Annotated in this window: 24 protein-coding genes and 1 pseudogene; 3 read left to right on the top strand and 22 right to left on the bottom strand. The window is 32.5% G+C overall.

Annotated elements, in window-relative coordinates; translation table 11 throughout:
• Positions 1 to 708 (bottom strand): LytR/AlgR family response regulator transcription factor, encoded by a 708-nt coding sequence (locus HNR33_RS21240; protein ID WP_429087610.1) that lies wholly within the window; start codon positions 706 to 708, stop codon positions 1 to 3.
• Between the two features lie 248 nt (positions 709 to 956).
• On the opposite strand from HNR33_RS21240, the gene HNR33_RS21235 reads away from it, so the two are divergent.
• From HNR33_RS21235 to HNR33_RS21225, 3 genes are all read left to right on the top strand, one after another.
• Positions 957 to 1,100 carry a cyclic lactone autoinducer peptide gene (locus tag HNR33_RS21235; RefSeq protein WP_429087608.1) on the top strand — a complete coding sequence of 48 codons (144 nt, stop codon included), beginning with the start codon at positions 957 to 959 and terminating at the stop codon, positions 1,098 to 1,100.
• Between the two features lie 39 nt (positions 1,101 to 1,139).
• The gene (locus HNR33_RS21230) at positions 1,140 to 2,243 is read left to right on the top strand and encodes a hypothetical protein (protein WP_429087606.1); all 1,104 of its coding nucleotides are present in this window, start codon (positions 1,140 to 1,142) and stop codon (positions 2,241 to 2,243) included.
• A 475-nt stretch (positions 2,244 to 2,718) separates the two neighbouring features.
• Positions 2,719 to 2,859: a helix-turn-helix domain-containing protein gene (locus tag HNR33_RS21225; protein WP_429087604.1), complete on the top strand. Its 141-nt coding sequence runs from the start codon at positions 2,719 to 2,721 to the stop codon at positions 2,857 to 2,859.
• Between the two features lie 477 nt (positions 2,860 to 3,336).
• On the opposite strand, the gene HNR33_RS21220 is transcribed toward HNR33_RS21225, so the two are convergent.
• The 21 genes and pseudogenes from HNR33_RS21220 to HNR33_RS21120 all read right to left on the bottom strand — a co-directional run.
• A complete protein-coding gene (locus HNR33_RS21220; protein WP_429087601.1) occupies positions 3,337 to 3,798 on the bottom strand; it encodes a GNAT family N-acetyltransferase in 462 nt (153 codons plus the stop codon).
• A 233-nt stretch (positions 3,799 to 4,031) separates the two neighbouring features.
• On the bottom strand, positions 4,032 to 4,832 hold the full coding sequence (locus HNR33_RS21215; RefSeq protein ID WP_429087599.1) for an arylamine N-acetyltransferase family protein: 801 nt from the start codon (positions 4,830 to 4,832) through the stop codon (positions 4,032 to 4,034).
• A 152-nt stretch (positions 4,833 to 4,984) separates the two neighbouring features.
• Positions 4,985 to 5,710 (bottom strand): HAD family hydrolase, encoded by a 726-nt coding sequence (locus tag HNR33_RS21210; protein WP_429087597.1) that lies wholly within the window; start codon positions 5,708 to 5,710, stop codon positions 4,985 to 4,987.
• A gap of 225 nt (positions 5,711 to 5,935) precedes the next feature.
• On the bottom strand, positions 5,936 to 6,826 hold the full coding sequence (locus HNR33_RS21205; RefSeq protein ID WP_429087596.1) for a serine hydrolase domain-containing protein: 891 nt from the start codon (positions 6,824 to 6,826) through the stop codon (positions 5,936 to 5,938).
• 265 nt (positions 6,827 to 7,091) lie between these two features.
• On the bottom strand, positions 7,092 to 7,283 hold the full coding sequence (locus tag HNR33_RS21200) for a DUF7336 domain-containing protein (protein ID WP_488167846.1): 192 nt from the start codon (positions 7,281 to 7,283) through the stop codon (positions 7,092 to 7,094).
• Between the two features lie 396 nt (positions 7,284 to 7,679).
• Complete coding sequence (locus HNR33_RS21195; RefSeq protein ID WP_429087594.1) at positions 7,680 to 8,315, bottom strand: YdcF family protein; 636 nt, start codon at positions 8,313 to 8,315, stop codon at positions 7,680 to 7,682.
• 331 nt (positions 8,316 to 8,646) lie between these two features.
• Positions 8,647 to 9,168, bottom strand: a complete 522-nt coding sequence (locus HNR33_RS21190) for a GNAT family N-acetyltransferase (RefSeq protein WP_429087592.1) — start codon at positions 9,166 to 9,168, stop codon at positions 8,647 to 8,649.
• 287 nt (positions 9,169 to 9,455) lie between these two features.
• A complete protein-coding gene (locus HNR33_RS21185) occupies positions 9,456 to 10,082 on the bottom strand; it encodes a hypothetical protein (RefSeq protein ID WP_429087590.1) in 627 nt (208 codons plus the stop codon).
• Between the two features lie 287 nt (positions 10,083 to 10,369).
• Complete coding sequence (locus HNR33_RS21180) at positions 10,370 to 10,861, bottom strand: GNAT family N-acetyltransferase (RefSeq protein WP_429087587.1); 492 nt, start codon at positions 10,859 to 10,861, stop codon at positions 10,370 to 10,372.
• Between the two features lie 297 nt (positions 10,862 to 11,158).
• Positions 11,159 to 12,082, bottom strand: a complete 924-nt coding sequence (locus HNR33_RS21175) for a S66 family peptidase (protein ID WP_429087585.1) — start codon at positions 12,080 to 12,082, stop codon at positions 11,159 to 11,161.
• Positions 12,083 to 12,364: 282 nt separating this feature from the next.
• Positions 12,365 to 12,865 (bottom strand): GNAT family N-acetyltransferase, encoded by a 501-nt coding sequence (locus HNR33_RS21170; protein WP_429087583.1) that lies wholly within the window; start codon positions 12,863 to 12,865, stop codon positions 12,365 to 12,367.
• A gap of 232 nt (positions 12,866 to 13,097) precedes the next feature.
• Positions 13,098 to 13,976: a YARHG domain-containing protein gene (locus tag HNR33_RS21165; RefSeq protein ID WP_429087581.1), complete on the bottom strand. Its 879-nt coding sequence runs from the start codon at positions 13,974 to 13,976 to the stop codon at positions 13,098 to 13,100.
• Between the two features lie 144 nt (positions 13,977 to 14,120).
• Positions 14,121 to 14,615 (bottom strand): HIT family protein, encoded by a 495-nt coding sequence (locus HNR33_RS21160; RefSeq protein WP_429087579.1) that lies wholly within the window; start codon positions 14,613 to 14,615, stop codon positions 14,121 to 14,123.
• 384 nt (positions 14,616 to 14,999) lie between these two features.
• A complete protein-coding gene (locus tag HNR33_RS21155) occupies positions 15,000 to 15,278 on the bottom strand; it encodes a nucleotide modification associated domain-containing protein (RefSeq protein ID WP_429087577.1) in 279 nt (92 codons plus the stop codon).
• Positions 15,279 to 15,876: 598 nt separating this feature from the next.
• A complete protein-coding gene (locus HNR33_RS21150; RefSeq protein WP_429087574.1) occupies positions 15,877 to 16,710 on the bottom strand; it encodes an MBL fold metallo-hydrolase in 834 nt (277 codons plus the stop codon).
• Between the two features lie 331 nt (positions 16,711 to 17,041).
• Positions 17,042 to 17,665 (bottom strand): HD domain-containing protein, encoded by a 624-nt coding sequence (locus tag HNR33_RS21145; protein ID WP_429087571.1) that lies wholly within the window; start codon positions 17,663 to 17,665, stop codon positions 17,042 to 17,044.
• A gap of 404 nt (positions 17,666 to 18,069) precedes the next feature.
• Positions 18,070 to 18,729: a hypothetical protein gene (locus HNR33_RS21140; RefSeq protein WP_429087569.1), complete on the bottom strand. Its 660-nt coding sequence runs from the start codon at positions 18,727 to 18,729 to the stop codon at positions 18,070 to 18,072.
• A 386-nt stretch (positions 18,730 to 19,115) separates the two neighbouring features.
• Entirely contained in the window at positions 19,116 to 19,766 is a 651-nt protein-coding gene (locus tag HNR33_RS21135) for a DUF998 domain-containing protein (RefSeq protein ID WP_429087568.1), read from the bottom strand.
• Between the two features lie 314 nt (positions 19,767 to 20,080).
• The gene (locus HNR33_RS21130; RefSeq protein WP_429087567.1) at positions 20,081 to 20,635 is read right to left on the bottom strand and encodes a ribonuclease FAU-1 family protein; all 555 of its coding nucleotides are present in this window, start codon (positions 20,633 to 20,635) and stop codon (positions 20,081 to 20,083) included.
• 950 nt (positions 20,636 to 21,585) lie between these two features.
• Positions 21,586 to 22,467, bottom strand: a pseudogene (locus HNR33_RS21125) (aminoglycoside 6-adenylyltransferase).
• 396 nt (positions 22,468 to 22,863) lie between these two features.
• Positions 22,864 to 23,448: hypothetical protein (locus HNR33_RS21120; protein WP_429087565.1), on the bottom strand; the 585-nt coding region annotated here is incomplete at its 5' end.

Below are 23,448 nucleotides of genomic sequence, written 5' to 3'. Positions count from 1 at the left end.
TTACTCCTCGTTCATCTGAAAATTGCGAAGTTCTTGCCGTTTTGTTCTGCTAATTGGCAATATTTTGCCATTTGACATAACTACTTCGGAATATCGCAATATAGTGGCATGCTTGTAGTTAATTAAATAAGAACGATGTATTTGAAGAAACTGATACTTAGAAACTCTCAACGCAACATTCTCTAAACTGCCATAAAAAGAATCCTCATCATCAATGGTTACAATTTTGACTTCACGATTTAGACTTTCAAAATATATAATTTTTCCAATTGGAATTTTGTATATATCGTAACATTTTTGGTATTTAAAGAAACCGCCGGTTCGTTGAGTACGTTTTAATGCCAACTTCAAGTCATCAATGACAATGGATGGAATAATCGGCTTTGGTATAAAATGCAAGGGTTGAACATCAAATAGCTGCCTATCATAACCGTCATTGCCAGAAATATATACAATTTCAATGTTGAAATTTCTAAATACTTTTCGTATTTTTCTGCCAACCTCAACACCATTTATCCGTTCCAACTCAATGTCAAGAAAAATCAAATCAAACGAATTACCCTGATTTAAGAAATCCAATAAGCTCTCGCCACTGAAAAACACACTCGGCTCAATTTTCAAGTAAGCCCTACTAGAATATTCTAAAAGAATGTTTTCTATTTGAGAGCATACCGCTTTATCGTCATCACATATTGCAATATTTATCATTTGCATATCCCCCTTTAGTGATCCGAAATATTTTTCCATTATTTTCCCTTTATAGTATAACCATTATATCGTATATGCGGTCTTTTTTCCACATGATGTAGTGAATAGTAGTCAATGATGTAGAGAATGGTAAGTACGACACTATTACCGTTCACTACAAGCAGAGCTACCGTTCACTCCATTGTCCAGTTTTATTAAAATATTTTTGGTAAAATATAAATCATTAAGAGGGAAAGGGGGGATTGCTGATGAATCGAATGATTTTTAAGTTTGGCTCTACATTGGCGAGTTTAGCATTACTAGTTACAGCTCTAAATGTTAACACAACTTGTATGATGTTCGTGCATCAACCTAAGTTACCAGACAGTGCTAAAAAGTTACGACAGTTTTAACATTATAAGAACAAAAAAATCGAAAGTGAGGGAAAGTATATGTTTAAAAAAACTATTTCGACAATACTGTGTATAGCAATGATATTTAGTATCAACACTGGAGCTTTTGCTACTGAATCAGTATCTAATGAAATGGATACTTTAGATGTAATAATTGCAGCTGGTTCATATTTAAATTCAGAAAGTGCAACAGAAGAATGCATATCAGAAAACACTTATCTAAATCAAACAGTTCCTTTGTTCAATAGCTCAGGAGAAACGGTTGCATATTATGCTTCTTTTTCTCCAACTGGTTATGCTGTTGTTAACAATAATATTGATAACCCTACTGTTATTGAGTTTGGTGAAGGTAACAATAAAATTATTGAAGAGATATTAAATACAGTATCCAATCCTCACATTATCTATAACAACCCTGTCGATATTTATAATGCAAGCACTGAATCTACATTACAGAAATCATCAAATTCAAACGATTTGTTTGATTATTATCCGGATCTGAAAGAAAAAAATCCTACATTAGCAAATCAACATAATGAATATAAACAATCCCTTTTAGAACATCAAAACATGATGCGCGGAGACGGTGACTACGGTTTCATAGATTTAGATGATATGCCATCAGGATCTTATACTTCTGATACAATTTTATCTGCTACGACTACAGATTGGGCGATTATGGATGAATTTGATGATATAGCAAACAATCATTGTGGAGCAACAGCAGTAACTAATTTAGCATTGTATTTTGCTAAAAGGGGTGAAACTAATTTAAAAATAAATAACAGCAGACTGGATACATTTAAAGCGGTCCATAAGATTGTTGGAAACGGACCAGTTATGATGATTGCGGGAAATGCAAAAGAATATTTCAAAGATAGGGGATGTACATTAAGCTATAGTAGTGTTAGTAATTTTTCAGGAATAAAAAGTGCTATTAAAAACGATCGTCCTTGTGGAATATTATTGGCTGACGGTCTTTTCTCTTGGCACTGGATTCTTAGTGTAGGTTGGAGAGAATATTCTAGTAGCGGTGGTAGTTATATGCGCATAATGGACGGCTGGTATGATACAGTAAATAGATTTTATAAACTTAATACTGGCTCAACATGGGTATCTGCTACAGAATACTGGGTAAATTAGTTATTGATATTCCAAAGTCTATTAAAAAGCAAATAATTGTTTTATCATTTTATCTTTTACTTTTTTAGTTCTTTATATATTTTCGATTTTTTTCTATCCAAGTTATATTTTTTTAAATAGATACGCTCTATCTACCACCCTAAAGTTAAAAAAGGTGTGTCACAAAATCATTATCATTAAGTTAAATCAATGAATAGGAGACAGCTATTTTTATAAGTAAAACATTAGGCAACTGGTGAGATTTACAACCCGTCAGTTGCCTTTTTTGCATTTCAAACATATTTTCATAAAAGCGTTCTGTTTGTTCAACTTTTTTCATATTTATTGAAATGGAGGTGTGTTATGTTTTAAAAAATAAAGTTAAATGAAAAAGTAATTTAACGGTTCTTTATATTAAAAAGGACATTAAGTTCTGCACGAATTCCTAGTATAATAAAGGTTAGGTTGCCTACCTGTACTAGGAAGGAGTTTACATATGAAAGAACAAATGACTAGTGGCAACCGTAAGAATCTAAATCTAGAAGACCGTAATTACATCGAACAATGCTTAAAAGAAGGATTGCGATTTAATGAAATTGCAAATTTATTAGGTAGAAATCCAATATGGTCTATATAATTCTCTGATAAAAAACTAAGCTATTCACATAAAAGTCAAAAAGCTGACTTTTAGTTCACTGCTTATATGTACACTTCACCATGACTATCGCCAGACATAACGCAACACTCTATAAAGTTGGTTGGCTAACCCTTGTCTTATATAGATTTTCACCATATCAGAAGTTCCAAGCTTCGCTTGGCATACTAACGTTCTCGTTATTGCCAACGTTCATTCAGCTCTGTAACTATCTTACTTATTCATTCATGAGGCTGAATGAATGTTGGTAACAACTTGTTATATAAAGCCCCAATACGGTAGCTTACAATAAATATCAATAAATCATGGTTCTTTTCTCAAATACCTTATAGCTGCTCTTCTAATGAGCCAGTTCACTACTACATCTGTATGTTTATCACTAACTTCTTACTTTAGGAGACCTCAATGCTTCGAACCATGTTTATGCTACCTCTATACAAATATTTAAATCCTTATTACTTATTGTAATTCTTTCATCATTAAGTATTCAGTAACGCCACCTTTATATAAGTTTGGTATTACACCAACTTCCTTATAGCCAACTTTCTGATATAGCAACTTAGCTTTTGGATTAAAATCAGCAACTACTAGAAAAACCTTTGTACTTTTAGCTAAAATCATCTCAAAATAACTTAGCAAGTCCTTACCTATACCAAGATTTCTAAACTCTTCTTTAACTGCGATTATATGTAAATATGGGAAACTATGAAATGCACCATTTTGAATATACCATAAAAACCCCAAGCATAAACCCTCATTGATTAATGCAACAAATATTTCTTGTTTTGTAATACCTTCATTTATAGCCTGAATTGTCTTGTTTTCTTGTGGAAAGTAAATCCTTCCTAAATCAGAATTTTGTAAGGCAGTTTTACAATCAATAAGATGTTCTTGTTCTGCCTTAATGATATTTAAATTCATTTAGTTACCTCCATTTATCTCCCAACTTAGTATTGGGGTTTCATATAACGGTTCGTGTTCACGACGTTTCCCAGCGTTACAGGTAGTTTCCTAACCTTAGATAGCTCTTATTTTAGGTTAGAAGGCTGGCGGACTCGATTAGCTGTGGAATGTGGTGCTGACTCTCCTACTCTGGATGTTCACTCTAGGAACCCTTTGCAGAAACATATTGTTATAGGATATACTTGATTTTATCAAGCTTTTTTATACTCACAGCATTTTTTAATCTTTTCCTGTTGAACTAAATCTAGCTTAATATTAAACCTTTCATTTAAGCACTTAATATATTGGTTTGATGAAATAATTTTTTCTGTTCTCTTAATACCATTTTGAGTTAGTAGAAACTTATCATGCTTCAATGAAATTCTTCCATCTTCTTTTTCAAGCGAACAAAATAAATTTTTCTTGAAAATTGACTCTTTACTATGAATAAAATAATCTATTCTATTTTGAAAATCATCTATTTCTTTCTCCTCATTTTTGAATGTATATTCAATTTTATAGTCATTAATTTCCTGTGAAAACTTCTTCAACTCAAAATGAATATCATCAATCTTTACTACTTTAAATAACCCTTTATTATCCTTTTGAACAATACCTTCTTTAAATTCTAAAGGTTCTAAAAAATTATCACCATATCCTACATCAACAAGATATTTTTTATCATATAGTTCTACTATTAACAGCATGTGATCAAAAAAGGATCCATTTTGATCCATGACTTTTGCACCTAAAACTTTAACATTAAATCCAATATTCTTTAATAAATAATATAGCAACAAATTTAACTCATAACAAACCCCACCACGATTTTGGTTTACTATTTTGGAATATAAAGAATCTAAATCTACTTTTAGATGATTATATAAATGTATATCAAGATTTTCAAAAGGTACTGTCAATAAATGTTGTTTTTGAATTAATCTTAATGAACTTAAATTCACGTCTATTTTTGAATTTACTTCTATTCGTTCAAGGTATTTATTTATTTCCATTCTCTTGTCACCCCTATATTTTTGAATACAACTACTATTTGTCAAGAATGTCCTATAACGTTTTGAGGCTTAGCAATGTCGGACTTTCCCTATATTATTTCTTGCCGATGTTGATAAGCCTCTGTTAGCTGAAGTTTAAAACAACGCTCGTACTATAGTAAATCTATCAATTCTTTCAACTTAAATATTTCATTGTCAGGTATAATATCAGTATCATTTAAAGTAAAATTTTTATTGAACCATATTCCAGTTAAGCCTAGTTTTTGTGCTGGTTCAATATCACTTCGAAGATTATCTCCTACCATTATGGCATCTTCCAGACTAACTTTCATTCTATCCAAAGCAACTTCAAATAATTGTCTCATAGGTTTACATATTTTTAGATAATAACTAAATGTAAATATGTCTATATACTTAGCTAGTCCAACTTTCTTAAAACAATTAATCATGACCTCATCATAAAGGCTTGAATTTGAAATAACACCAATTCTATATCCTTTTTGTCTGATATTTTCTAGTGTTTGGTGAATGTTTTCCTCAATCCAAACATTATTCCTATATTCTGTATAAAAAATATCTAGTGCTCTTATGCACATATCTAAATCTAGCTCCACATCATATTTTCTTAAAAAGCCATTTAAATAATCTTCTACTGCATATTCTGTATGGTTAATTTTTCTTAAAGTCATAACTTTTTGCCATTTATCAAAAAAATGTTTCTTTACATCGTCAAACTCAACTTTGCAATTATATTGCTTAAGAAAATTTGTGAGGTAGTTTATCCCAGTAGTATCTTTTTCTTCATCATTTTTTCCAAAATGAAAATGTAATAATGTATTACCCATATCAAATAAAATTACTTTTGAACCCTTTATCATTTCTTCCTCCATACATTGCTTTTATAATCAATTTTAGTCCTAGTGAGTTGTTTCGTGAGACCATAGTGATATTATTCCTTTGTGTTGGATTGTGGTTCGTTGAGTAAGGTTACATTGGAGCTTAATTGAAGATCATACTTTTATCATCATTAGACCTTCTTTAGAACATATTCACTGTTGTTAGCAAAAAACTTATAAAACCCGACCAAAGCCAGTCTTTTCATCCTACAAATTTGGAAGAATATCGCTCCACATTGCGCGCAAGATATCCTTGTGTTCAATTTCGTTGTGTGAGGTGACCGTAATGACAGCGTTATAATCAGTTATAACGACACACAATTGACCATACATACCGTCCGCTCGATAAGTGTTCGGAGGCGTGCATTTCCAAACCTGATAACCGTAACCACCTCTGGTTTCGGCATCGTTTTTGGATGTGGTATCGACCCAATCAGAATGCAGGAGGTTTACATAGTCAGCAGGAACAATTTGCTTATCCTTGTATATGCCATTTTGCAGTAAGGTTATCCCAATGCGGGAAAATTCCTCAGTATTCAGATACAAGCCACCTGAGCACGACGTATGTCCATGCTGACAGGTATTCCATTGAGGATTTACAATTTCTAACATATCAAACAAACGAGGCTTTAAATAATCCAGCATTGTTTTTCCACTCACTTTTTCTACAAGCCTACCAAGCATGTATGTACATAAATCCTCATAATAGAAATTTGAACCAGCTTCTTTTTTCATCTCTGAGATAAAGAAAAGTTCTGCTCTGTCTTTAGAATTATATTGGCTGAAATCCTCGAACATATGTCCAGAACTCATTTGCAACAAATGTCGAATAGTTATTTTTTCAGAACCTAAATAGGCCATATCTTTGTATTCCGGAAAAAAATCCAACACATAATCCGATAACAGGAAACGACCTTCGCTTTCCGCGATACCAATTCCGACGGATGCGAAAGTTTTCGATGCGGAATAGAGATTTTCTCTATCATTGTTGCGGAATCGATGCTCCGCCAGCGTTTTTCCGTTTTGATAAACATGAATGCCATATACACCCAGATTTTTTTCAATCACAGAAAGTCTAAAATCTGATAACAACCCCATTTAAACACCCCCATATTGCTTATTGTATTAATTTTCTTCATTGCAACTTTATTGCTTAAGCTATTATTTTATACGTGAAAACCGAAAAAACGTAGATTTATCGCATCTGGTCTATGTAGATGACCTTCTCTAATCCAGGCTCACACGGTTTATACTAATCAGTGGTACTTTCCTTTGACTTACTTCGCTTACATGTTCCAAAGGTTTCCCTACATCTATTCTTGCTCTTTGACCACAAGACACAAAACGCCCCTGAACAAATATTCTATAGTAGCTTTGTATACAAATCCCTCTGAGAAGAGAATTCGACGAAGTCCTTACTCCAATTGTTCTTATCTATTACATATTCATCAATATAAAAGTCGTCCAGATAATACTTTAAACTAGGTAATTTCTTGAATCTTTCAATTGCTACCTCCGCCAAATCCCTTGATGAATATGTTCTGATGTTCTTTATTTCTCCAATCTAATTTACCTCATAACTATGCTGCAAAAGGAAAGCTTTCTTCATAATCCAGCATACGTATGCATAGGAGCATTAATAACCTTCTATTAGCTTTCAACTGCCGCATTCTTTCATAAGACATTTCATGTAACGTTGCGCATCCAAGACGTCAGCCAGCACTACAAGAATTTTGAAAAACTTTACATAGCTCTTATGTTAGATTTTTAAAATTCTGACTTGGTTTTGCTGGCTGATGTGTTGTGGCTTCTTCGAATGCTTGACCCATTACAGCCACAACGAACTTGGATGCATTGTTAGCTTGAGTCCGACAGGACTAAAGTTGCAATCATCACTACCTAAAACTCATTTTTATTAGACTATATAAGAAAAATGTGAAACAGTATAGTATCAGTGTCTTTTTATCTTAGTTTTGGTCATTACATAATTTTCCCACATATATATAGCAATAATATAAAGATAAGAGAATTCTCTTGGATAGTCAGATTTCTCCATTTGATATGTAATATTGAATTTTGATAAAAAATAGTTAGAACGTCTTAAATGCCAGGGAGAAGTTACTACCATTGATGATGACCAATTTTTATCTTCCATTATCTTTATTGAATTTTGTATATTTTGATATGTGTTTCTTGATTTATCCTCTTTAATCAAACAACTATTTGGAATACCTAATGATTCTGCGAAATTAGCCATAACATCTGCTTCGATATATTTATTATAGACTCCTCCACCCGAACATATAATGTTATTAGCGTATCCCTTATTAAATAATTCAACTGCTTTTATAACTCTTTCTCTCATTATCGGAGAAGGCTTTCCGTCCTGTAATGCAGGAAAGCCTAAAATAATTATCACATCAAATCTATCCCTTTTCAATTTTGTTACAGGAGACTTATAAAATAAAAGTGGATATATGTTGATTAATACAAGGATTATGATAATAAAAATAAAAACACTTATTGCCATATACTTTAATAAAATAATAAAAATATTAACATCCATTTCCTTTTGTACTCCATTCATTGCGTATAATTTATTTGTACATGTTTCGTAGTTAATTACTATTGCGATTCTAATTCTTTCTCAATCACCCAAAATTAATACTCTCTTCCTATAGGATTTCAGCTAACGTCTCGCATTCAAGACGTTCCTGAGCCTAGCCAGACTTGACTTGGTGAAGGAATGTGCTTTAGCTTCTTCCGGGGCTTGACCCTAATTTAGCCAAAGCGAACTTGAATGTTTTGTTAGATGCAGTTTTAGCCACTACACTTTAAGCTGAGTTTACTCTTTTAACTTTAATTCTAACTCGCATTAAAAGAATATTGTGCAAGAAACTTACTGTAGATTATGCTTATTAGCGGAGGTTAATCCAATACATTTGTTGTTCTTTACCTTCATGGAAATTTTTGCCTATTGATATACCACCGCAACTCATCGCAGTCTGACTTGAAGCAATATTATCTTTATCACAGATAATCATTACTTTTGGAATTTTCATATCTTTTGCAATTTCTAAAACAAGTAATAATTGTTGCTTACCATAACCTTTTTTTCGCTCAGTTGGACGAATGCCATAGCCTATTTGTCCTCCATGTTTTTCTAATTCATCAGTTAAAAAGTGACGGAGTTGAATAGTACCTATAATTCTATTATCAGATTTTCTTACAGAAAAGAATGTGCTGGCATGAACATTATTGCGAAGTTTATCTTTCTCAATTGAAAGAACAATTTCAAGCCATTCATCAAAATCATTATAACGGGCTAGACCACAACTGCCATTGATATTAGTTTCCCCAAAGTCTAGATACTCTTGTTTGTATTCCAGAATTTTTTCTTCTAAAACCTTTGATGGGTTTACTAAAATTAATTCACTCAATTTAATACCTCCTAATATAAATAATCTGTGGTTCGCCTTATATAACAATTGCGTCTCTAAAAAATAAATAAAAAACTTTAAAGATGTCACTCTGTTAGTCTAAAATTGCATCTAACGTACTGAGTATTTCTGATGTTTTGGAACCTTAGATAGCTCTTATCTTAGGTTCCAAAACATCAGAAATACTGTGTTAGAAGATGTGACGATATCATTTCTCCAACGATTCTTTGCATAATATAAATTATGTGTCTCATTATTATTCTAAAATAATACTCATAATTCAAGATTTACAATTCTTTATCAGTAAAAGTTAATGTGACTACCTGCACTAAATCCATTCCCTCGAATTTAGAAGCTTCAAAGTAGTCTTGAACAGAGTAGTTTTTCATACTTGTCCCACTGTCATAAACCATAAGAGCAACAGGAATTTCTTTATTGATTTCTATCTTTTGCAATTCTTGTAAAAATCCTTTAGTAAATACCATCGTTTCTGTATCAAGTATGATTTCATCTGTTTTAAACGAAGCTCTTCCACCAGAATTTATATTAAAATCAATCGCATAATTTTCTTTCAGTTGCATTGTAAAAGTTCCAGTTAATTGGTCAATAGGCTTTCTATCTGCGCCTATTGAAATACCTCCACCGCCAATATTGTTCCAATTTTCATCACATCCAAGTCTGTAAACATTTACATATAAAGTTATTGCCTCTTTTGGTGCATGAAAAGAAATAATTTGTGAATTTCCTTCTATACCAAATGACTGCAATATATATTTCTCGCTTTCCGATAATTCGTATGGTATAATCCCTTCCTTGGCTAAGAGTTTAGGTGAATCTGTCTTGTTGGAACAAGCGACTAAAGTCATTATAATTATAAATATTAATATTAGTGAAAAAAATCTTTTCCTTTTCATAAATAATCACCTCAAAAATTTAATTAATCTTTAACCAAACATAATTCTACTGTTATGCAATATCTTGTTTCCATCAACAGACCCCCAAAGAATAGCCCCAAAATCGTCATGTCTACTAACGTTGTTGCATGACCGACATGCCTGAACCCTAGATAACTCCTATCTTGGTGAAGGCATGTGTGCTGGGGCTCTGCATCATAGCCTGTCCCCCAGCACGAACGGTCATGCTGTGTTATATGGTGTAGACTGAACTTTTCAAGGGCTGTCACACTTGACAGCCTACCTTTTTATAAATCTATCTCCATCTCATATAGTGCAAAGTTACTATCTCCTAACATTCGCATGCCTACTCTTCTGAAACCTAGACTTTCATATAGCTTGCAGAGAGGCTTCCTACTCCAACCAGTATCCAATCTCAAATATCTTATATCTCTTTTCTTGCATTCTGCTACAGCAAATTTAACCATCTCTCCTGACAAACTCATTCCCGAATACTTTCTTGTGACACATAGCTTATGTATATAGCCTGCTTCATTTTCTTTCGCTTCTGGCCAAAACAAAGGGTCATTCCATTGCAGAATCATGCTGCATGCGTTATCTTCTCCAATCTTCCCAACGCAAAAGTTTTCCTCAGTCGCTCCACGAAGTAAACTTTCTTTCGCTAAGTCAGATACCTTCCACATGCCTATATTGTTATCTTCGCACCATTGTGCGACCTCTCTTAAAACGTCAATTGAAGTGTCTACATCCCCAACAACAATATTGAAGTCATTAATCATATTCTACATTGTCCTCTCTATGTAATTAAATTATCTATCTATGAGTAAACCGCTCGCACCCACAGGTGCGATTATCCAGTCGATACCATATAACGGCCCTTTGTTCCCGACGTTTCCCAGCGTTACAGTTAGTTTCCTAACCTTAGATAGCTCTTATTTTAGGTTAGAAGGCTGCCGACTCGGTTAGCTGGGGAATGTGGTGCTGACTCTCCTACTCTGGATGTTCCCTCTAGGAACCCTTTGCGGGAACATATTGTTATGTACTGTAGTCGCTCACGACCCAACATTACTTCTCTGTTAATCAAAATAATCTTCTAATAAAGTTATTTTCTTGTTAGTGCTATCCATTTCAATATAACATCCTATTGGCATTACCATTGGTCGATTATGACAACTATGAAAATCTGCAATAATTGGTAGATTCTCATTATTAAGTACTTCTAATAATAATTCATAAGGCTTTCTACCTGTTTTTTTATCATCATACAATTCATGTTTTGATAATATAATTCCTGATATCTTATTAAAGATTCCATTAACTTTTAAGAAAGAAAAGTTTCTCTCTAAAGTTGAAGCATTTCCTTCATCCTCAATGAAAAGTATATCTCCTTCTGTTATGTTAGGCATATACTTACTGCCCCAAAAACCTAGTATAGTATCTACGTTACCACCTATTAATCTACCTCTAACTATACCTTTAGTTATCGTCTTCCATTCTTTGTTTGATATTTCATATGGTATTGTACGGTCTTTTACTAATAAATCTTCGAAATTCCCATATATTTCATCTGCTAATAAGGGATATTCCCAAAATTCCTCAGCTACTGGTGGTCCATAAAAAGTAGGAATTCCTGTTTGTGCGTATATGCCCAATAATATTGCTGTAACATCTGAGTACCCAATTACTATCTTTGGGTTTTGAATAAAAGATTCATAATCTATATAAGGTAAAAGTGAATTGGAATTCATCCCTCCAATTGTTGCCATAATGCATTTAATATTAGGGTTTCGAATTAGACCATTTAGCTCCTCTACTCTTTCTTTTATTGAACCTGAACGATAGTAATCTGATTTTCTAGTAAGATTTCCCTCAACTATTTTGTATCCCTTATTTTCTAGATATTTTTTCGCTCTAGCATATGTATTAAAATTGCTGACCGGGCATGATGGTGAGAATATACCTATACTGTCTCCATATCTTAATTTTTCTAACTTTTTCATATTTAACACTCCCTATCTATTATTTGTTCTATGATCATTAAATAGTAAATGACCAAATAAAAATACTTTATGCGACTATTGTACATAACGTCTTTATGTTCACGACGTCGCTGAACCGGACAGCAAGAGCTAGACCGTCTTGGCGGTGCTCGCACCCGGTGAAGTGATGTGGTCTAACTTGCCCTATCAACGTTCCCTCTAAAATCCTTGCATGAACATATTGTTATCTGTAGTAGCAATATAATCTTCAATGACTTTCTATAACATTTTGATTATCAATATTTATTCTACTACACCCTCTACTAATCCATACTTTCTATAAAACTTCAACCCATTTTTATTTTGTAACATACAAGATAGATAAGCATATTCGTAGTCATTATTTAAAAAAATGTTATCAAATGCATGGGTTAATAAGTATGTACCATATCCTAATCGCTGACAATCAGGTTTAACTACTAATTTATCTACAATATTTCCATTAAGCCAATAAAAACCTATAAGTTCGTTTTCTTTCCAAAAAGATCTGAAAGAATCAATAAAGTAGTGTTTTGTACTTAAGCCATGCATATATTCTATTGTTTCATCCAAATTATTCGATGGAATTTGAAAACTAAAGGCATTATCCAATAGTATACAATACTCCTTTATTAGACCTATATCAAACGCATTCTCAATTAATATAAATTTATTTAATTTTTTATCATAATCTTTTCTATATTGAATAAACTCTTGACATATCCATGGGTTATCTGGATCAAAGATATAATCTGTTGTATTCATAACTAACACCACCTAATATTAATAATTTAAATAACTTATTTTTACTTTTTACAACTCTGAATTTATGTCAAATATTAACCTCAAAGTTTTTCTCTGTAATTATATTGCTTTTTCAGATAACATTCTTGATAGTCCAGATGTTTTACATGTTTTTAGTAAAATTTCTGGACTATCTTGTTAGATGAAGTAATCATAATGACCTAATATACATTCAAATTCTTTAAATTACTTCCTAATCTGTATCGAAATATGGGTCTTGGCTAAGTCTGTAAAAGTCCATATCATTTATTAGTACCCCAAACGCATATTCTTTTTCAATTTTTTCAGATTCAAAATCTAAAGTAAGTATTTTTATTTCTGGTGGATTTACTTCCTGTATTTTATACTTCCCTCCTACAATTTCTTTTTCACTTGCAGAACCTGGATGTGTGGCATCCACAAGCTGTCCCTCTGTTATTATCCCTTTTCTCTTTATCTGTAAAAACAATCTATCTTTAAGGATAAACCATTTACCTTCCACGTTATTTGTTCGTTCATCAAAAACCATAGTACTTATTGAAAACTTAAAACTTCTGTCATTATAAAACCTATACCTATCACTATACCCGGCACCAACCCCAGCTCCAAGATTCCAAAAACCAATAAACTCCTTCTCAACATCTGTCAATTTATCTGATAAATTATTAAAGTTTTTTTCAAGCTTTAATATTAAATCAATATTTTTTAAATCACTTAATGTTAAATACGTATTTACATCATCATACTTTGGTTCATACCAATCATATTTTGAAAAATAATTTTTGTATTTTGATGTTTTAAATTTATATCCATATTTTGCATAAATAGAATTTCTTAAGATACTGATCTCATCTTCATTCAGCGATACTATATCTTCATATTTAAAAATATTATCAAGATTAATTTTTTTACCATTTATGAAAACTATTTTCCCGATGTCTTCATTTTCTTTTTTTAATTCTGAAACTGTTTTGGTTATATTGCTTTCTTTCTTTGTATTTTTGTTATCATGTTTTTCATTATTTTCAAATGAACAACCTGTAATAAATGCTATTAACATTATAAAAACAATTACATACTTTTCTTTATTCAACTCAAAATCACCTACCAAAGTATTGTTTTCTGAGGACCTTTAAAATAAAGACCTTTTAGATATGATTATTTCATCTAACGTTTCGAACGGCCATGCATTGTTATCTGCAGTATGGGGCAGACTCGCTTGGATTTAAATAACACTCTAAACCCTTAGGGAATTACCTATCTTATTATTTTTTTTGCTGAAATACCTCTTAAGCTTGTCTGCGTATTCTATTCGCCCTTCAGCTTTTGACATTTCTCTTTTTGTTCCATATAAATTATCGTCTTTGTATCGCGGGAATACATGCAAATGATAATGCCATACATCTTGATTACCACAAGGTTCATTATGTTGTCTTGAGGATACTCCATCACATCCATATATTTTTTTGAAGGCAAGTGCTACTTCTTTTTCTAAATCGTGAATTTTTGCTGAAAGATCTGATGGTAACTCATATATATTTTCAATATGTTTATTTGGAATTATAATGACATGACCTTTATTGTTTTTCCACCAATCAGCTGCAATAAAAGCTGTTATATATTCATCTTGAAATATTATATCTGACTGTTTTGTTAGAACATGTTCATTTTCAATTCCTTGAACTACTAAACAAAATGGACATATATAATTCTGTGGTTCATGGTTGTACATTTAATCATCTCCTTGTATTAGAATAATCTATCAAGTGAGACCCAATAGAAAGACCATAGGCTCCGCTCCATCCCAAACCCCATATTGCAGATAACGTTTCTTATCGCCGACGCCTCCGAGCCTTAGATATCTCTTATCTTAGGCTCGGGGGGCCTTGGCGTTGGTTTTAAGGATTCTTTATATTTGAAAGATATATCTGAATATAGTACTTGTCCGATATTAAAGTACTCTCTAACCAGGGCGAACGGCAACATTTTATTAGTTGATGTTTCATGTCTTATGCAACCTTTTACGCGGAAATATAACCCCCAAAAATCCCTGAGTGAATTGTATATTTTCAATATAAATTCCCCTCAACTCTTTATAATATATGAGTATTGCTTCTTATTTTTCTTTGTCTTTATTTTCGATTTCAATAATTGTCATTATAGAATAATTGGCCAAATCTAATAGCGTATCAATAATGCTCTCATCTTTTACTTCAGCATCTTCCCTAATTAATTGCTTATATCTTCGTAACTTATCTTCTAATCTAATTGCAGGCATTATAAGTCCATATTCTTGAAACCCTTCACTGAAACTGTCACCATAGTCTTTATTTTTAGCAGTATATATTTTATTTAATCTTTCACATATCTCCTTATGTTGATCAATTTTTGACATATAGAATACTCCCTTCCTTTATCTCTAAGTTACGAATGTGCCTTGGCATTTTCGAACTAACTTATATATAGATTATAATCCATATACTTACACACTGCTATATAAAAAAGTTCACCAGCCAAGGCGAATGGTAAAATTTTGTTAGTTGATGTTCCAGCTCATTTACTAATTATATGCGTAGGATTTTCCCCAAGAATTTCTTTCAATGTAGTTTACATTAAAAGAAAGATGCGACTTAACTGACACTAAAATTATGCTACTACACCTCTACAAATTGGAATCTATTACTTGCCTATATAATCCATCATCTCTAAGGATAATTTATATGGGTTCACACCCTCTGGTACTGCATATTTGTTATCTTTTATATTTCTTAATAATGTCTTTAACGCTTGCTTTTCCATACATTTCCCCCACCTCTCAATATTTTTTTGAGTTCACTTCTCCTGCCATAGCTTACTATCTCTTTTCCTAAAAGTCTTTATTATACATACTTCACCTTCATATTATATTATTTCCACTACTAAAGTAATCCTTCATGGAATACTCTCGTTGTTCGTCCTGACATTATGTATTTCACATTAATATGAAACTTTGTTTAAATTTCAAACAACATACCATCATATGAGGCCATGAATCCGTGCTTTTCTAGTTCATCACAAAGTTCTTCATGTGTACTATTGCATATATGCGTAAAATGATGACTTACAAAAACTGTGCTATCGTCAGCAGTCTTATTCTTATAGAATCTTTCTTTTACCTTTAGATTTTCAGAAAAACCCATATGATTACTATCTATTCCATATGAAGTGAATCCAAAAGTACAATCTAGAAAAACAAGGTCAAGACGCATATCTTTTAAATATTCAAATGTTTCGTCCGGATAATAGCCAGAATCAGTGCCGAATAATACACGTCTACCACCTTTTTCAACTACATACATATAGCATTTTTCATCTTTCATATGTTTTGCCAGTAATGTATGAACCTTATAATCATCGTTGGAAAATGGCATAAACTCAGTTGGTGTATTAAATTCAATTTTATTTTTGACTTCATCCATAGGTTTGCCACGCTCCATTTGATCATATATTTCCTTTACACTAGGTGTTGAATATACATTCAATATATTTTCCAATAAAACAGTGGCATAAAATCCTCCCCTATAACGGAATATTGTAGGGTTAAAATGGTCTATATGTGAGTGTGTTATCAACAGATATTTCATCTTTGACAGATTTATATTCTCCTTTAGTGAGTGATAAAAGGTATCATCTCCAAAATCAATCATCAAATCATCATCCACATAAAATTGTGAGCGAGTTCTAATATTTTTTCCACCTGCATCACGGGCTTTTCTACATGAGTCACAGTTACAGAATATGGCTGGAAATCCTTCAGAAGCTCCTGATCCTAATACTTTTACTCTCATTTTCTATCCTCCTCAATCATAGCTGCCTTCTCCTGTCATTCGCATTATAAACTATTCTTAGTACACATTTTCAAATCACATTAAACTTACTCTTAACTGAAATTAAATATTTAAGCCAATAAAAAAAGACCTCGAAGTCCTGCTCCGATATTGCCATTGCACTTAACGTTCTGCGTATTCCCAACGCGCCCAAAACACATCCATCTTGGCTAAGTGTTGGGAATAGGCTGTTATGTGCAGTGGCAATTGCCTTTCTATCTTTATCTTAATGATTTATTGTGAGATATAAGAAAATTATGACTCAAGAGTAGAATTGTTCATTAATACTTTTTTAAAAGCCAAAAGTAGTCTCTTTTACATTAGGTAAAATACTATAAATAGAAGTTCCTATTCTTTCCTCAAAATATCTTTGTATATCAAATGTTACTTTCCATTTTTCAATCGTAAATTCATTAAAGCCATATCTCATCACAACATCTAACATCCTTTTTTCTAACAAGCAAAATCCTGATGGTAGTGCTAAAGCATCACATAATTGAATTAATTTATCATATGCCGTAAACTCAATATTATATAAATATTCTTTAATAAAATTACGTTCTTCAATCGTACAATCTTTCTTCCCGCATATGTCATCAACATTCTTACATAGGTATCCATGTGTCATACAGATTCTTGCCCATAAATCATAACCATTTTCCATGGCAAATTTATAACCGTCTAAACTATGTCTTTCATTAGTTACGCCATATCTTCTCCCAATATCATGCAACATTCCGAGGATTAATGCTACATTTGAATCCAACTCTTTATCTTCTTTTGCAATTAATTCTGCTGCTTGTCCTACATTCAAAGAATGTTCTATCCATGGTCCTGGGTTTAATCTACTACCTTGTTCTAATAATATCTTTGCTTCTTCTAATGTCGGAACCCCTTTTCTCAAATAATCTTTCATATTTATATATCCCCTTTAGTTAAATTAGTTTCGTAAATTAATACAGAAGCGACGCTTTATTCTACTACAAAGAAGCAAACAAATTTTTGTTTAAATTGCAAGACCTTAAAATTATGACTTCGAAGCCCGGCTCCGATATTGCCATTGCACATAACGTTTTGGCTTGCCGAAGTGCCCCAGCGTTACAGGAGTATAAGAAAACATAGCTCTTATGTTGTTTTCTTATACTCCGACTCCGTTAGCTGAGGCATTTGGGTGTAGTGATAGCGGAATCGGCAAGGTGTTGTTAGTGGGAGTGGCATATTTGCACTACATTTTATTCGTTGACTATACCCCTCAGCTCTTTTTGATTTTGTTCGTCATATAAGAAATTATTAATTAACTTAACGATAAATTGTAATTTATCAGATTTTGCATATTTTATTTTTAATGCGAAGACTGGCTTCAATATGCATTATCCAATGTCGTGAAAATGGCATTTGAATTAAACCCTGAATATTTTTATCATACCAATAATCAATTAACCAAACAGCGTTATCATCATTACTAACTACATCCAGTAACTTAAGCAGATTCTTATCTTGTTCAGTCATTTTTATTTTTAAATCCTCATATGAAAGCCCTTTTAATAATTGTGTTGTCGAAACATCAACATCACTAATATATTGATATAATTCATCCAAATTTAGTTTTGATGAAAATATTGAAATTTCTTGTTTTACCAGTTCATTACCAGTCGTAATGATAGATGATTTCATCCTTTCACGATAGTTATCTTTAAAAAATATTTGCTCTCTTTTTTTAATCAAAGAATTGGATACTATATCTTCTATTCTAAAAATATGGTACAAAGAATAAGCAATTGTTTTATTATGATATCCTTTCGCATTGATAAAAGGCATTGCATTAAAATCTTCTCTGTTCAATAATTCCTTGAAACCCATTATTTGTTCCATCAATTCTTTTCTTAACTCTAATAATATGTCAATTCCCGCATAGAAAGTCCCTTTTTTCTTTATCTGTATCTGCATTTTTTTATTTAAATCTGACCATTCGGCATTCATAAAATTCTCCTCTATAAATTACTATTTATCTATATATCATATAATTTATTCTTAATGATTACTTTTTTATAAGCTAGTATTGATTACTAAATTAGTGCGGAACTAAAACTTTTATTAATATGCCATTTCCACTAACGTTCCCGCTGTTTGCGACGTACCCTCTTTCAAATTAATACTATGACTTTATCTACTAATTGTTCAGTTCATCGTATTCTTCTTAATCAAATGGGTATGTTGCAAATAGTGTGTTATATGATGGACGATGCCCCTAGCTTCAGAGCTGGCATGGACGCCAGCCCTTAAGGCTAATATATTACTGTTATCTTACTCATGTACGCATTAGCCAACTACATATCAATATTCAACAATATGAAAAGTCAACATTGTTATAATGTGGTATTTTCAATAATAACGTGCCTTATTGCTATCAATAACAATGGCATATACATACTAAATAATAATAATCTTTGCCAAAGTCCAGTACATCCTATGATACTATTTTGATACGATTCTTTTTCAGACATTATAAAAAGCACAAATAGACCTATGTTTATTATGAAAAAAGCTAGCGACACAGTGCCAATAGTGTTCTTTTGATCTATAATTGAAATAACACCAATAACTAAGGGAATAAATGTTAAGAGTAGAAAACCTAATCCTGCCGCAATTCCATGAATCTTAGATGCCATTGTCTCAATATCTTTACTTTCATTGACACTAAATATGCCCGAAATAATTCCTGCACCTATTCCAAAAGCCAATAATATTATAAAACCTAGTGTTGCATAAGTTGTTGACACTTTAGTATATACCATATAGAAATTCATAGCTGAGATACTTATTAAAATACCTAAGATTATTAACCAGCAATTATATATATAAGCTACTGGGCTTGCTGAACTTCCTAGAACACTCATTACTTGTTTTGTATGGCTATAATTTGGGTAAAAAATAGCTAGAACATAAGGAACAGCAAAATCCCCCACTATTGCTATTATTAATACTAGCCAACTTAATCTTGTTCCCCAAAAACTCATAGTTTATCCTCCTCATTATTAACTCCTAACCCATTTGTTATACTTCATGTTTTTATCCGAGCCATGGACGGCGAGGCTACGCACCATCTTTCATATAACGTTTCGCATGTGAGACGTTTCAAAGACTTAGCCAGACCTGGCTTAATCTTTGACATGTGTGCTGGGCTACCCCAGAGATTAACCCTCACCAGCACGAACTCACATGCTGTGTTATATGCTGTGGCATTTACCTTCCTATGTTTAATTCAATACCAATATTTTATTGCAGTATAAGAGAATATTATGAATTAACAGAATTTCATAATATTCTCTAATTAGTAATGTTTTATACCCAATCGTGTACTAAAATACTCCAAATCATCATAGCTCATATTCCATAAGGATAAAACATCTTTTGCTATGCCATTTATAATTTGGTTTGCTACATTATAAGCAAGATCAAAATCCATTTGTGTAATATCTCCATTTTCCAATGCTTTATTAAGTTCATCTTCATCAAACAAAACTATTTCACCTGAAGGAAATACAACAACATCAAGATATAAGTCATCATAAAAGGGCTGACCATGTATATCAATATCATTTTGCTTTGTTATGTCAAAATACCAATCGATAATGTTATTGTTTTCATCAATTATAGTAGTTACAGACCAATTCTTTTCAATAGGCAATCGTTGTATCAATATATATCCATCATCTAAAACGCAAAACTGCTTTTTATCAAAATTACATACAAGTTTTTCGTGTACTTTTTCTATAAAAATAGCTGAAGCATATCCATTAAATCGTTCTTGATACGTATTAAATAATATGCTCTTGCTTTTTTCTATTTTTCCCCACTTACTGTGGTCAATATATTTTCTTTTCATACTCTACCCCTCATCTTAAATTCGTATTTTAATACCAAAGTAAACCAGAGAAAATTACATTTGTTATTAAAGACATATAATCAAGACTGCAGAGCCCGACCCCGATATTGCCATTGGATATAACTCTTAGGATTGTATCTGAAGTTGAAAGCACAAAATAAATAACCCTCAATATTCTAGATTATTAATCAAGAGCTATAACCACTCAATACTTTTTTCAATTTCAGATACAATTCAGTTGAACGATGCCGCGTACAACTTTACTATAGGATTTCAATCTTCTCTATTTTCTTTTGTATTTGAAAAAATCTTTTATTTTTTTCGAAACTTCTATATAGTTTAGATAATATTTTTGATATTTTTTGTATTTTTCCTTTAATTTTACGGTAATTTATTATATATTCATTTGCTTTTCTTAAAAATATGCATACTTCTCCTAAGGACCTGTCCCCTTTAAAACTTCGTTATTTTAGATTAAGCTACTGACATCTTCACGCCTGGCGGCAAATAACATCTAGGATTAATCTTTTTGTTTCTAACTATATATCCTTTACCACAACATGGACATATGGTGTAATCAACTCCAGTTAATCTAAAAATTAATTCTTGCCAGCTTTCTTTGCTGCTAGTCCATTTTAGAACTATATCCTTTAGGCTGCATATCTCTTATCATATTTTATCTTAATATACTCATTACAAACACTCCTTTTGATATTTTAATGGTTATTATTATCAATTAATATCAAAAGAAACATTCCTACCTACATATCAGTAAAGACTCATATGTAATTTGTTTGCTTTTCAGCCACCGCTGTTAAGCGGTTTAGTTCAACGTCTGTGATTCCTGTCGTCCTCGAAGTATGAGAGGATGGGCGGAGCAAACAGGAATCAGCTTGTTATGTGACGTTGCACACGAAGATTACCAATAATGATAGGATTTTGCTCATAATCTAGTATATTTCATTTGCATCTTTAGGTAATCTACGAACATGCTCTAAAAATCTTCTGCTTGAATCTGCTTCTTCATGATTATAACAATAACCCAACTTATCAGCCACTTCATTTGCTACTTCATCAAATAAATCACACATTGCTAATGTTGCATCCCAGATATGTTCAGTATTTCCATCTGAATAAGTGTTTAGGAAACGTTGCCACATCTCTTTTGTAAGAAAACGATACATATATTTTCCGGATTTCCCTACGCTATAGGAATAATCTGTTTCAATTCCAATTTTCCAAGAAAGCATATTCACTAAATGAGGTCTTATATGATAATTGATCATGTCCATGGCATATGGAATTTCTCCTCTCCATAGTCCTTTAGCCACATTATTGAGACACCACCAAAAATTATTGCAGTCACACATATAGTCATTTTCTAATGGTTTTCTGACATAATAATCCCTATCTGTAGATTCTGGAATTATAGGTAAAATATTATCTTTGTCCAGTAAAATTACACACAACTTATCTGCTAAAATATTATTCAATGCGTAAGGTATTGATTCCACATGCAAGTCCAGACGATTTCCATCTGCAAATTGAATAAGCCAACCGTATATATCATCAAAATTGTGATCTCTGCCTCTTAAGAAATCCATTTTTTCCGGAATTTGCATATATAATCTCTGACCAAAACAATCAATTCATGACTCGTCCTCGTAAAAAGGCTTTATCTCCGATACAACATAAACAATATCATAATCCTGAAAAATATCCTTATGAACATTAGGATTCGTTCTCGAACCATTCATATAAACCGCTCTTATGCGCTCATCCTGCTTTGCAACATTAATTATTAAATCAAACATTTCCTGCTCTGTTCTCATCCAATTCTCTCCTTAATGAATTTCCACTACTACATCTATTATAAAAATAGTGTGCAATGTCACATAACGTTTCTGTGTTTACGACGTCCCTGAACCGGACCTAAAGGTAGACCGTCTTGGCGGAGCTCCGCTCCCGGTGAAGGGATGTGGTGCCTGACGGGCTTCCCTATGCTCTAGGATTAAGGTTACTGACCTTGCCCCTGGCACCCCTGCGTAAACACTATGTTATCTGCTGTCCCGTGTCATCAAATCTACTATATCCACATCACCTTTTTTATTTTTTAATGTTTCATTTTATAAAGAATACAAAATAATTCAACTGAACATTATTCATCATCTTAACTACAAATTGAAATTTGTCGTGCTTATGCTTGAAAGGCGCAATGAATAAAATGTTTATTTCTTTTGCAAGCATGACAATTCTTGATCAAACCATGTTTCAATGTCATCTCGTATATCTAAAACAGAATCATCCAACGATATGGGAAGTCCACGGCAACCACCATCACAATGACCGATTTCTCTTTTTCTGCCGCAGCCATATCCCTTTGCAATCAGTTCCTGCAAAATTGGAGGAAACGTTTTGATGGTGTCAGTGTATTCCTGCGTCTTTGTCGATTTCACATTGATATGATAGCCGTTGTTGAGGGAAGCGTTAATTCCCCATAAATCTTTCCGTTTATAACAATACTTGATATAGATATGAAACCCTTTTACTTCCACAACGCAGGTAAGTCCTTTATCCAGATAGCGCTGATGCAGTTGCAGAATGAAATCCTGCACATCTGCGGATAAAGGCTTTATCGTATCCTGCACGATGGAAAGCACATCGGTTTCATCCTTTTTCAATACCCTGTAATCACAGCGCAAAAAAACATCCTGGTTAACGAGGGTGCCATGGTCTATTTCGGCGATTGCCATGACCTTCAGGCCTGTCAGCATAGTGGGGTTATCTGGATATGTAATCTTTATGGTTTTGAT

It is taken from the genome of Brassicibacter mesophilus (assembly GCF_050433385.1).
Lineage (GTDB): Bacteria > Bacillota > Clostridia > Tissierellales > Proteiniboraceae > Brassicibacter > Brassicibacter mesophilus.
The sequence above is the reverse complement of the archived record's forward strand: the minus strand, read 5'-3'. Positions and strand labels throughout refer to the sequence as shown.

Bases quoted from the DNA above. Each gene is read 5' to 3' on its own strand.
- HNR33_RS21240 (WP_429087610.1), bottom strand. From the start codon at position 708: ATGATAAATATTGCAATATGTGATGACGATAAAGCGGTATGCTCTCAA.
- HNR33_RS21235 (WP_429087608.1), top strand. From the start codon at position 957: ATGAATCGAATGATTTTTAAGTTTGGCTCTACATTGGCGAGTTTAGCA.
- HNR33_RS21230 (WP_429087606.1), top strand. From the start codon at position 1,140: ATGTTTAAAAAAACTATTTCGACAATACTGTGTATAGCAATGATATTT.
- HNR33_RS21225 (WP_429087604.1), top strand. From the start codon at position 2,719: ATGAAAGAACAAATGACTAGTGGCAACCGTAAGAATCTAAATCTAGAA.
- HNR33_RS21220 (WP_429087601.1), bottom strand. From the start codon at position 3,798: ATGAATTTAAATATCATTAAGGCAGAACAAGAACATCTTATTGATTGT.
- HNR33_RS21215 (WP_429087599.1), bottom strand. From the start codon at position 4,832: ATGGAAATAAATAAATACCTTGAACGAATAGAAGTAAATTCAAAAATA.
- HNR33_RS21210 (WP_429087597.1), bottom strand. From the start codon at position 5,710: ATGATAAAGGGTTCAAAAGTAATTTTATTTGATATGGGTAATACATTA.
- HNR33_RS21205 (WP_429087596.1), bottom strand. From the start codon at position 6,826: ATGGGGTTGTTATCAGATTTTAGACTTTCTGTGATTGAAAAAAATCTG.
- HNR33_RS21195 (WP_429087594.1), bottom strand. From the start codon at position 8,315: ATGAATGGAGTACAAAAGGAAATGGATGTTAATATTTTTATTATTTTA.
- HNR33_RS21185 (WP_429087590.1), bottom strand. From the start codon at position 10,082: ATGAAAAGGAAAAGATTTTTTTCACTAATATTAATATTTATAATTATA.
- HNR33_RS21180 (WP_429087587.1), bottom strand. From the start codon at position 10,861: ATGATTAATGACTTCAATATTGTTGTTGGGGATGTAGACACTTCAATT.
- HNR33_RS21175 (WP_429087585.1), bottom strand. From the start codon at position 12,082: ATGAAAAAGTTAGAAAAATTAAGATATGGAGACAGTATAGGTATATTC.
- HNR33_RS21170 (WP_429087583.1), bottom strand. From the start codon at position 12,865: ATGAATACAACAGATTATATCTTTGATCCAGATAACCCATGGATATGT.
- HNR33_RS21160 (WP_429087579.1), bottom strand. From the start codon at position 14,615: ATGTACAACCATGAACCACAGAATTATATATGTCCATTTTGTTTAGTA.
- HNR33_RS21155 (WP_429087577.1), bottom strand. From the start codon at position 15,278: ATGTCAAAAATTGATCAACATAAGGAGATATGTGAAAGATTAAATAAA.
- HNR33_RS21150 (WP_429087574.1), bottom strand. From the start codon at position 16,710: ATGAGAGTAAAAGTATTAGGATCAGGAGCTTCTGAAGGATTTCCAGCC.
- HNR33_RS21145 (WP_429087571.1), bottom strand. From the start codon at position 17,665: ATGAAAGATTATTTGAGAAAAGGGGTTCCGACATTAGAAGAAGCAAAG.
- HNR33_RS21140 (WP_429087569.1), bottom strand. From the start codon at position 18,729: ATGAATGCCGAATGGTCAGATTTAAATAAAAAAATGCAGATACAGATA.
- HNR33_RS21135 (WP_429087568.1), bottom strand. From the start codon at position 19,766: ATGAGTTTTTGGGGAACAAGATTAAGTTGGCTAGTATTAATAATAGCA.
- HNR33_RS21130 (WP_429087567.1), bottom strand. From the start codon at position 20,635: ATGAAAAGAAAATATATTGACCACAGTAAGTGGGGAAAAATAGAAAAA.